This window comes from Syntrophaceae bacterium (assembly GCA_013177825.1).
Lineage (GTDB): Bacteria > Desulfobacterota > Syntrophia > Syntrophales > PHBD01 > PHBD01.
On the sequence record JABLXX010000007.1, the window covers coordinates 162,777 to 169,486 of the forward strand.

General features: G+C 64.4%; 7 protein-coding genes. 1 reads left to right on the top strand and 6 read right to left on the bottom strand.

Annotation, left to right across the window (positions count from 1 at the left end; all coding sequences use genetic code 11):
- Positions 1 to 26: 26 nt before the first annotated feature.
- Complete coding sequence (locus HPY65_15115; GenBank protein NPU85805.1) at positions 27 to 956, top strand: bile acid:sodium symporter; 930 nt, start codon at positions 27 to 29, stop codon at positions 954 to 956.
- Here the strand turns inward: HPY65_15115 and HPY65_15120 are convergent.
- The 6 genes from HPY65_15120 to HPY65_15145 form a co-directional block, all read right to left on the bottom strand.
- A complete protein-coding gene (locus tag HPY65_15120; GenBank protein ID NPU85806.1) occupies positions 940 to 2,226 on the bottom strand; it encodes a TRAP transporter large permease in 1,287 nt (428 codons plus the stop codon). The two genes, HPY65_15115 and HPY65_15120, sit on opposite strands and share 17 nt — an antisense overlap.
- Positions 2,227 to 2,229: 3 nt before the next feature.
- A complete protein-coding gene (locus tag HPY65_15125; GenBank protein ID NPU85807.1) occupies positions 2,230 to 2,715 on the bottom strand; it encodes a TRAP transporter small permease in 486 nt (161 codons plus the stop codon).
- 17 nt (positions 2,716 to 2,732) lie between these two features.
- Complete coding sequence (locus tag HPY65_15130) at positions 2,733 to 3,743, bottom strand: DctP family TRAP transporter solute-binding subunit (GenBank protein NPU85808.1); 1,011 nt, start codon at positions 3,741 to 3,743, stop codon at positions 2,733 to 2,735.
- Between the two features lie 180 nt (positions 3,744 to 3,923).
- The gene (locus tag HPY65_15135) at positions 3,924 to 4,742 is read right to left on the bottom strand and encodes a DUF169 domain-containing protein (GenBank protein ID NPU85809.1); all 819 of its coding nucleotides are present in this window, start codon (positions 4,740 to 4,742) and stop codon (positions 3,924 to 3,926) included.
- A gap of 76 nt (positions 4,743 to 4,818) precedes the next feature.
- On the bottom strand, positions 4,819 to 5,049 hold the full coding sequence (locus tag HPY65_15140; protein NPU85810.1) for an amphi-Trp domain-containing protein: 231 nt from the start codon (positions 5,047 to 5,049) through the stop codon (positions 4,819 to 4,821).
- A gap of 96 nt (positions 5,050 to 5,145) precedes the next feature.
- Positions 5,146 to 6,228, bottom strand: coding sequence for a 4Fe-4S binding protein (locus HPY65_15145; protein ID NPU85811.1), 1,083 nt, complete (start codon positions 6,226 to 6,228; stop codon positions 5,146 to 5,148).
- Between the last annotated feature and the right edge of the window lie 482 nt (positions 6,229 to 6,710).

Here is a 6,710-nt window from a genome sequence, read left to right on the forward strand (position 1 = left end):
ATCGAAGGGCCGGCATCCGGGAAGCCATGCTGCGCACAAAGGATTACGTTCTCCTCCTGGTCGTCTACCTCTCCATCCTGGCGGCCGTCCTTTACCCCCGTCTCGGGTCGGCGTTTCAGCCCTATCCGCAGCATTTCCTGATGGTCCTCTTCTTCCTGAGCTTCCTCACGGTCCGGCTGGACGAAATCGGGGCTCTGCTCAAGCGGTCGCCCAGTGCGGTCGCGCTGTTCACGCTCTTCAAGCTCCTGCTCTTGCCCGCGGGAATCTACTTCCTCTTTCTCTTCCTCGCCCCATCTTACGCCCCCTCGGCGCTCCTCCTGGCGGCTGTCTCCACGGGGGTCACGGCCCCTTTCATTTCCACCGTGGTGGGAGGAAACAGCGCCCTGGTCATGGTCCTGGTCGTAGCGACCTCGCCCCTGGTCCCCATCACACTCCCGCTCCTGGTGGAGATTTTCCTGGGACAGTCCGTATCTCTGTCCTTCGTCGCCATGCTCCGCATGCTGGCAACGGTGATCTTCATCCCCATCATTGCCGTGGAGATTCTCAGGCGCTGGGCGCCGCGCACGCTGCCGCCGCTCCTGAAGCTCAACTACCCGATCTCGCTGGTGCTGTTCGCCGTGATCAACCTCGGGGTTTTCTCGCAATACGCGGACTTCTTCCGCCGGGAACCGGCGCTTCTGATCGAGGCGACGGGCGTGGCGACCCTGCTGTGCGGCCTCTTCGCCGTGCCGGGATGCCTTCTTTTCCGGAAGGGTCCCGTCGCAGACCGTCTCGCCGGCGCCGTTGCCGCCGGCAACATCAACAACGTCCTGGTCATCGTCTTCGCCTCCCGGTTCTTCGGGCCCCTGGAGCCCACCGTGGCGGCGATGTACCTGATTCCCTACTTCGCCATTATCATTCCGCTGCGGTTTTACAAAACCCGTGCCCGCGGGCCGCGCGCTAAGGTCTCCCGGTAAAAAACGCCGACGGAATCATCGTGCTCAGGGCGGGTATGAAGGTAACCAGGAGAAGGACCGCTACGGCGATCGCGAAGGGGATCCAGATGGCCCGGCTCAGGCGCTCGAGGGTGAGGCCGGAGATGCTGCAGATGGAAAACAGGACGCCTCCGACGGGGGGCGTGATGAGGCCCAGGACGAGGTTGAAGCAGACGATGACGCCGAAATGGACGGGGTCGATCCCCATCTTCTCGGCCATGGGCGCCAGAACCGGCGTGACGATCGTCAGAGCCGGCGCCGTCTCCATGGGGACCCCGACCAAGAGGAGGAACAGGTTCACCAGGAGCAGGAAAACCACCGGCGACGTGCTCCACTCCGCCAGGAAGCCGACGGCCTTCAGGGGGACCTGCTCCACCGCTACGACCCAGGCGAAGGGCTCCGACAGCCCCAGGAGCAGCATCACCACCGCCGTTTCCAGGCCCGCCGCCAGGAGTACCGCCGGCAGGCGGTTCAGGCGGATCTTCCGGTAAAAGAACATCCCCACGACGAGGGCATACACCACCGCCACCCCCGCAGCCTCCGTCGGCGTGAAGACCCCACCCAGGATTCCGCCCACGATGAGGACCGGCATCAGCAGGGCCGGGAGTGCCCGAACGGTTCCCTTCGCCAGTTCCCCGATCTGTGTCCGCTCCCCGAGGGGATATCCCCGCCGGCGGGCCGTGAGGACCATGTAGGTCATCAGGGCCAGGCCAAGGATGATGCCCGGCAGGATCCCCGCCAGGAACAGGGCGGCGATGGAGACGTTGGCGAGGACGCCGTAGATGATGAAGGGGATGCTGGGTGGGATGACGGGGCCCATGCAGGAGGCTGTCGCCGTCACCGCGGCGGAGACGTCGTCGTCATACCCGGCGGTGTGCATGGCCGGCAGCATGACGGCCCCGATGGCCACCGCCGTCGCCACGGCGGAGCCGGAGATGGCGGCGAAGATGGCGCTGGCCAGGATCGTCGCCAGTCCGAGGCCGCCGCTTACATGGCCCATGGCCAGGCGGGCAAAGCGGACCAGGTCCTCCGTGATCCCGCCCTCGTTCATCAGGTTCCCCGCCAGCATGAACAGGGGGATGGCCAGGAGGGGAAAGGAGGACATTCCGGCGAAGGCGGTCTGTACCAGGAGTGTGAGCGACAGGCCGTCCTGAAACAGCACGTAACCCAGCGCAGACCCTCCGAGGGCCACGGCGATGGGAACGCCAAGGACGATCAGGACGACAAAGAGAATCAGGAAGGCCGCCAGCACGGGTCAGCCCTCCCGGGGTGCACCCTGGAGGATCCGGATCGTCTCCTCCAGGGTGAAGAGGAACATCAGGACAAAACCAATGGGCAGGGCCGCGTAGGGAAAGGCCATGGGAAGCTCCATGGCCGGCGACGTCTGCCGGATGTTGATCAGCGTCTGCTGAAGGCCGTAGACGGCCATGACCAGGAAGAACCCCAGGACCAGCAGGTCTGCGACGACGCGCACGGCCCGGGCGGCTCCGGGGGTCAGCTTTTCATAGAGAACGGTAATGCCGATGCGGTAGCCCCGCCGGAGGCCGGCGGCGCCGCCCATCATGGTGACCCAGACCAGGGCGAACGTCGCGGCCTCGCCGGACCAGGCGGGCATTTCTCCCAGAACGTAGCGGCCGAAAACCTCATAGGGAACGATGACGGCGATAACCGCCATGAAACCGACGAGGGCCGCCTCCGCAGCCCGGGCGAGCCACTCGTTCAGCCTTGCCAGGGCAGACACGGAAAACACCACTCCCGCTATTTCGCGGCCCGGATGGCGTCCACACGGTCCTTGCCGAACTGGGGAATGAATTCCTCAAGGGCCGGCTTCATGGCCTTCAGCCAGGCCGCCTTGTCCACGTCCTTTGTGACCGCCATGCCCCGTTCGGCCAGCTCGGCGATCTGCTTCGCCTCGTTGTCACGGCCCAGCTTTCGCTGGTAGGCCGCCGTCTCCAGGGCCGCCTTCAGGAGCAGATCCTGGTCCTCCTTCGAGAAGGTCTGCCACTTCTTCAGGCTGAAAATGAGCATCGCCGGTGAGTAGACATGCTGGCTCAGGGTCAGGTACTTCTGAACCTCATTCAGCTTGACGGAGTAGATGACTGCAATCGGGTTCTCCTGGCCGTCGATGGCCTTCTGCTGGAGGGCGCCGTAGACCTCGCCCCAGGCCATGGGGACGGCGTTGACGCCGACGGCCTTCCAGGCGGCGATGTGGATCTTGTTCTCCTGGGTGCGAATCTTGAGCCCCCTGGCATCCGCCGGGTTTCTGACGGGGAGCTTCGAATTCGTGAGGTTCCGGAAGCCGTTTTCCCAGAAGGCCAGGCCCTTCATGCCGGTCTTCTCGATCTCGTCCATGAGCTGCCGTCCGATGGCCCCGTCGAGGACCATGTCCACATGGGCATAATCGCGGAAGAGAAAAGGAAGGTCCAGGATGCCCATGGAGGGGCTGAAGCCGCTGAGGGGAGCCGTGGAGCCTACATAGGCGTCGATGGTGCCCTGCTGGATCGCCTCGAGGAGTTCCCGCTCGCCCTTGCCGAGCTGTCCTTCCGGATAGATCTTGACGTCGATGCGTCCGTTCGAGCGCTGTTTCACCAGCTCGACGAACTTCGCCGCGCCCTGGTTGTAGGTGTGGCTTGTCGGGGTCATGGAGGCGAGCTTCAGTTCCATCTTTGCCTCGCCCTTTCCGGTCGCCGCGGGCTTTTCGCCCCCTCCGCATCCCGCCATGAAGGAAACCACGGCCAGGGACAACAGGATCAGCATCATTCGTTTCATGGGATCTGCATCCTCCTTTCGATTGGTGGGCACGGCCGGCCCGGCCGAGCCGGGCGCTACTCCCGACGGGCGGCAGGGGAAACCGACAGGTACTGCGTACAGGAACGGCGGGGGAAATTCAAGGAAGATGACACCGGAAAACGGATTTCGGGAAAAGGGCAACACAGCAGACGCCTTTTTTCAACAGCCTTCCAGCAATCCCTGCCAGGTGGAGCGCTCCAGGAAGGAGCCCCTGATGTTGCCTTCCATCTCCTCGAAGAGGGCCTTCGGGACGGCGAAGGTCAGCAGGTCTCCCCCGAGCTGGCGGCGGAGGTAGAGCCGTGCGGAGAGGTCTGTTAGCCCGACGACGGCCCGGGGGAGGGGGGACTCGGCCTCCCGGTAGGGATAGATGCCGACGGTCTGGCAGCCGGCGGCGTAAGGGATGATGACGTTTTCGTTGTCCCCCCGGCCGTAGTTGGCCAGGACTACGAGGGCGGAGAGCCGGTCCGGATCGGCGAAGAAGATGACGGTCCGGAGGTTGTCCCGTTCGGGGTCCACGTCCGCCAGGGGTTTGAACACGACGTACCGTGCAGGGATCTCCCGCATGGGCAGGCTGGCCAGGAAGCGCCGTACCAGGGCGGGATCCTTGATGTAACGCTCGCCGTGGAGGAAGTGGTCGAAGGCCTCGTCCCGGAGGAACGGGCGAACCTGCTCGGCCAATTCCTTTCCCCCTTCCCGTTCGGCGTTCCCAGTGGAGAGGAAGTGGCAGAACCCCTCCTCGCCGTCGGGAAAGTTCCGGTACTGGTTACCAAACCCGAGGCCTACGCCGCCGCCTACGCATCCGAATGTCGTGACGTCGCAGGCCGCCGTCTTGCCCTTGGTCGCGGCGGCAACGAGCCACATGACGCAGCCCCATTTCCCTGCCTGGAACATCATGGCGCGGTCCGGCTTCTCGTCGGCCCACAGGAGGCCCACGGGCGGAATCTTCAGGCGGACGGCCTCGGCGATTCGGCTTTCCATGACAACCTCTCCAGCATAAAACCGGCCCGGGAACGGAGGGACGTTCTCCGTGTCGTGAAAACGGTGCATTCCGGGGTCAGCGACGCTTCTTCCAGCGGAGTTGAAACTCCAGTTCTTCAACGCCCCCTTCGCGCTCGTGTTCGATGCTGATCTCCGCGGAGGCCGGAGCGGTCAGCTTCTCCCCGGCCACCTGGATCCGGAAAGGCCTCCCCGCCTCAACGTCGTCCGCCAGGCGTCGGAGCTTCCGGACAAAAGCCTCCCTGGTCACGGTCTTTTCGACATCCCGTTCCGCTTTTCTCTTTTTCATGGTCGCCTCCTGATCGGCTGTGATCCTGGCTGCGGCCAGGGTACGGAAAACCGGTCGCCTTGTCAAAAGAAAGCGCCGCACCCTGCACAGGCTGCGCTATCCCTTCATGACCTCCAGGAAGCGCTCCAGTTTCCCCTTTTCCTTCAGGACACGAGCCCCCATCTCCTGCCCGTCGGTGCAGACAGCGGGGGGATTTTCCCTCCGCACGAGGGCGATGGCCTCCGCGGGGCAGCCCGTGACGCAGAGGCCGCAGCCGATGCAGGCCTCCGCGGAAACGACCGCCATGTCGTCCTCCATGACGGCGGCCCCCACGGGGCACCGCTCGTCGGCGCAGATCCTGCAGCCCGTGCAGGCATCCGCGTCCACCCGGGCGAGGAAGCCGCTTGTCGAAAAGGCGTTGGGCAGGGAGAGCTGGGTCTTGCAGGTGAGGATCGTGCAGCAGCAGCGGCAGCAGTTGCACAGGAAGGTCGGCCGGTCGGCGCTGTTGTTGCTGACGTGAACGAGGCCCGCTTTTTCGGCCTCACCCAGGACCCGGAGGGCCTCGACCCGGCCGATCTCCCGGGCGTATCCCCGCTGGACGAGAAACCGGGCGGGGGCATCGAAGAAGAGACACGTCTCCGTCGGCGAATCACAGGCACCCACGGCGATGCGACAGGCGCACCGGCCGAGCCCGATGAATCCCGCTTCTCCGATCAGCTTCGCCACCTCCTCGTAGGGCTGGACGCGTCCCGCCGCCTCCAGGGACTCGCCGACGGGAATCACCCGGGCGACGGGGGTCGGATTCCCGGAAAAGGAGGCCCCCAGGCCCTCCCGGTGGTATTCATCCCAGAGTTTCGCCAGTTCCTCGTGCTCCGGACGTGTCCTCCCCTTCATGAAAGGAAACTCGAAGAGGCCCGGGATCGTCGGCAGGAGCCCGTAGGATCGTTTCCCGTCCTTCTCCCGGCAGAAGACGACGGCCCGGTCCGCCATGGCCTCGAGCATCCGCTCCGCTTCGGCGGGATCCAGCCCGGCCTTCGCGGCGATCGCCGGAACCGGCCGGGGCGAGAAGCTCATGGTGGCGGCCAGCGCGGCATCCCCGGGCGTGAAGAGGATCCGGAGGATCCGGTCGATGGCAGGGGACGGGGGTGCCCCGGTGGGATGGGCGTCCAGAACGGTCCGCAGCTTTTCGTAGGCGTCCATGAAAACCTTCCTTTCATCCTCAAAGGGTACGACTCATGGTTCAGGATTTCGGGGGCCTTGCATCCGGGCATTTTTTTTAACAGCCCGCTCGGGCACTACCTGCGGTTTAGAGGGTGATGGCGCGGGGGCTGCCACGGGGGCTTCCCGGAGCGCGAATAGCGGCTTTTTCGGGGCACCCTGCCGTCGCAGCGAAGCGCCCGCAAAGTCATCTGTCTGAGCGCCCCTGGGCGCGAGTTATGACTTTGCAGCGGAGCGAGACGCTGCAGGGTCGAAAAAACGCTCCTGAGCGCGAGGGAAGTCCCCCTCCTGTCATCCGACCCCCGATCGGCGGCTGGTTCTGTTTAATAAAAAGGAAGGTAATTGATCCTGTGCTGGCACCTGTGATAAGGGTGCCTCATGGACTTAACTAGTTATCATAATGTAATATCCAGCGAGAGCAAAGCCAGAAAATATCTGCTGGGAAAAAGCTTCAAAAACCATCA